The organism is Candidatus Pelagibacter communis (assembly GCF_001180205.1).
Taxonomy (GTDB): Bacteria; Pseudomonadota; Alphaproteobacteria; order Pelagibacterales; family Pelagibacteraceae; genus Pelagibacter; species Pelagibacter ubique_O.
This window is the reverse complement of the sequence record NZ_CVSU01000106.1, coordinates 1-3,740: the sequence shown is the minus strand read 5'-3', so window position 1 is coordinate 3,740 and position 3,740 is coordinate 1. Positions and strand designations below refer to the sequence as shown.

General features: G+C 29.0%; 4 protein-coding genes. All 4 read right to left on the bottom strand.

Annotation, left to right across the window (positions count from 1 at the left end):
- The coding region (gene tilS, locus AMO08_RS04745; protein ID WP_075485716.1) for a tRNA lysidine(34) synthetase TilS at window positions 1-867 on the bottom strand (867 nt) is incomplete at its 3' end.
- Window positions 827-1,834 carry a tol-pal system protein YbgF gene (gene ybgF / locus AMO08_RS04740; RefSeq protein ID WP_075485714.1) on the bottom strand — a complete coding sequence of 336 codons (1,008 nt, stop codon included), beginning with the start codon at window positions 1,832-1,834 and terminating at the stop codon, window positions 827-829. The genes tilS and ybgF, both read right to left, overlap by 41 nt.
- An 83-nt stretch (window positions 1,835-1,917) precedes the next feature.
- The gene (gene pal / locus AMO08_RS04735) at window positions 1,918-2,409 is read right to left on the bottom strand and encodes a peptidoglycan-associated lipoprotein Pal (protein WP_102134047.1); all 492 of its coding nucleotides are present in this window, start codon (window positions 2,407-2,409) and stop codon (window positions 1,918-1,920) included.
- A gap of 97 nt (window positions 2,410-2,506) precedes the next feature.
- Window positions 2,507-3,740, bottom strand: a 1,234-nt coding sequence (gene tolB / locus AMO08_RS04730; RefSeq protein ID WP_075485710.1) for a Tol-Pal system beta propeller repeat protein TolB, incomplete at its 5' end; no start/stop codon positions are given.

The window sequence follows — 3,740 nt, the reverse complement described above, 5'->3', positions numbered from 1 at the left end:
TGTGAGAGACCTAAAAACCACTTCTTCTGGCTGAAGAAAAAAATTTTTATTTAAAATAACAAACTTATTAATATTTGAAATTGTTGAATTATCTTTTAAATTTTTTTCTACAAAGTATTTAATTGACTCATTAGCAAATCTTAAATTTTTAATTGTTAAATTAAATTTATCGTTATCCAATCCCTCTAGTTCCAAGTACTTTATAAAATTTCTAATTTTTACTCTTTTAAATTTATCATTTTTATTCGAGGGATCTTCAACATTTTTTTTAAAAACTTTTTTTGTAATATATTCTAAATTTTGTTTAGAAAATTTTAACAAAGGTCTAATCAAATTAATATTTTGTAGATTAGTTTTTTGATCAAATGACACCATGCCATTTAAACCGCTACCTCTCAAAATTCTAATAAAAAAATTCTCTATTAAATCATCCTTATGATGACCTAATAAAATATTTTTTATTTTTAATTTTTTTGCTTTGTTAATCATGAGTGCATATCTTTTGTCTCTTGCAATTGATTGAATGTTACTTTTTGGTTTTTTTCCAATCCAGGTTAAAATCTCAAGATTAGTAGACAATTTTTTTAGAATTAATTTTACAAATTTTGCTTCTTTTGTTGAATTATTTCTAAGTTTATGATCGACGTGAAAATATTTTACTTTTATATGTTTTTTAATCGAATAAATTTTTGATAAAAAACATAAAGCTAGACTGTCTGGTCCACCAGAAACTGCAACTATAAAATCTTCTTTTAAATCAAGATTTTTTTCAAATTTTTTATAAATTTTAGAAGTTTGTTTATCTTTTAATTGATTTAATAAAAAATTATGAGTCTTGTTTGACGCATTCAAATTTTTTGGACTCATATTTTGCTTTTTGTATTACAGACTGATTTGCATTGGGATATTGTAATTCTACACCATTTATCATTTTACATCCTTGGTCCTTTTCACCAATTTGAACCATTGATACTCCAAGTTTTAATAGATTAATTGGAGCTTTTTTTCCTTTAGGATATTTTTGGTAACCCTCTAAATAGGCAGATGCTGCATCAGTATACAATTGTCTAATTCTGAATGTTTCTGCGTACCAATATTGTGCGCTACCAGCTAACTCATGATCAGAGTTAGATAAAACAAATTCTCTAAAAGCTCTTTCCGCCGTGCTGTAGTCACCAACTTTTAAAAAACTGGTTGCAAATTCATATTGCTCCTCTGCATTTAAGTCTTGAGGAAGTATTTTTTCTTCGGACTGAAAATTTTCAGTCACAATTGAAGCTGTAGTATCAACAGATTGAATTTGTTGTGAAGTTTCATTTGTTTCTGTATCCTTATATGAAATTGTACCTAAATCTTGAGGTTGCGAACTTCCAGGTAAAACTTTTTGCTCATCTGTTTTTGGTTTTGAGCTTAATTGATTTTCTACGCTACTTATATTTCCAGAGCTAATGTTGGTCTCAATATCTTGAAATCTTATTTGGTTATCTGCTTGTATTTTTGAAACACGGGTAGATAATTTATCCAACTTAAAATTTATTTCTTCAAATTTATTAGTGAGCTCTCTAAACTGATCCTCAACCTCAGATAATTTTAATAGATGTCTAGTTAAAACATCTTCTGAATTTTGGTCCAAATCTGAAACTGAACTATCATTGGTGTTTGCTTTCACTTCTATAGATCCAGAATAAACTGCTCTTTCAAGAGTTTTAAGATCATTTTTTATTATCTCTAATGTTTCATAAATATTATGATTATCAGCAAAAGAAATATTAATAAAAACCAAATTTAAGATTAAAAAAAATTTTAAAATTACTAATTTAAATATGGGCATCATTTAAATTAGATTTATGATTATAAAAATGGCAAAAAAAAGACCCTAAATCCAATAAAGGTTTTAGGGTCTTAAATTTTAAATAATTAATTTGCTTTAACAGTTACTGATCTTCTGTTTTTTGACCAAGCTAATGGGTTTGAACCAGAGTCAACTGGTCTCTCTTTACCATAACTTAATACTGTAATTCTGTCAGAAGATATTCCATAAGTCATTAAATAATCTTTAGCTGCATTTGCTCTTCTTTCACCAAGTGCCAAGTTATATTCTCTTGTTCCTCTTTCGTCAGCATGACCTTCAAGAACTACATTTATAGTTGGATTCTTTCTTAACCAAGCTGCTTGAGCTCTTAAAGTTTCTCTTGATGCAGTTGTTAATATCGACTCATTTGTTGCAAAGAAAACTCTGTCTGGAACTCCATCAGCTAAATATTCAACTGTGTCTGTTCCTGTGTAAACATCACCTTGCATTTGACCTTGAATGTCTGTAGCCACTTCTTTTTTAGTTGCACATGCAGATAGCACTAGGCAAGCTGTTAATACTAAAAGTGTGTTTTTCAAAATTTTGTTTAATCTCATTAAATTGCTCCTTGCTGCTAATTTCAATTTCTTAACTTTTTCACAACTAAATAGAGGTTTCAAGTCTAAAAATCAAGAAATTAACAAAAATTAATCTTTAATTACTTAATAAAGATGACCATGATGGGTCTGAAGCATCTGTTGGTGTCTTTATTTGCCGTTCATTATAACCAGTTAAATCTATAGACCACAATTTTGCTGAAAAACCTTCTCCTTTGGAGTTAGTTTTTGTCTCTCTATAAAATATTAGTACCCTTCCATTTGGAGACCAAGATGGCGCCTCTTGATAATAATTTTCAGTCAACAATCTTTCACCACTACCATCAGTCCTCATGACACCTATATAAAATTTACCTTTATGTAATTTTGTAAATGCAATTAAATCTCCTCTAGGAGACCATACAGGTGTTCCATATAAACCGTTACCAAAAGAAATTCTTTTTACATCACTTCCATCATTCTTCATTACATAAATTTGCTGATAACCACTTCTATCAGAATTAAATGTAATATATTTACCATCAGGAGAATAAGATGGTGAAGTATCAATTGATGGATGATTAGTAATTTTTTCAACAATTCTATTTTCTAAATCCATAGTGTAAATATCTGACTTTCCATCTTTAGCAAAACTCATAATTATTTTTTTACCATCAGGTGAAAAGCGTGGTGCAAATGTCATTCCAGGAAAATCCCCAACCACTTCTTGCGTTCCAGTTTCTATATCTAATAAATAAACCCTTGGCATATTTTTAAAGTAAGACAAATAAGTTACCATTTGGCTTGTTGGATTAAATCGAGGTGTTAAAACTAACTCATTCCCTAATGTCAAAAATTTATTATTAGCTCCGTCTTGATCCATGATTGCTAATTTTTTTATTCTTTGTATTTTTGGTCCTTCTTCTGAGACATAAATTATTCTTGTATCAAAATAACCTTTTTCTCCTGTGAGCCTTTCGTAAACTTTATCAGAAATAATATGACCTACTCTTCTCCAATTATTAGGGACTGTGGTAAAAGCTAAAGCCATCATTTCTTTAGCAGCTAAAACGTCCCATAATCGAAACTCAACTCTTAATTTATCGTCAACATAATTTACTTTGCCAGTAATAAGTGCTTGAGCTTTAATTAAATTCCAATCTTCAAATCTTGGTTTTAAATTTGCAATATCAGGAGCTTGTAAAAAAGCCTTTTTGTCTAGAGGATTAAATAATCCCGAGGTTCTCAAATTATTCTCAACGATATTTGATATCTCGGAGCCAATATTTTCTTTTTTAAGTATTTTTTCAAAACCTTTTCTAGATTCTTCATCAATTGATAGGGGAGAAACT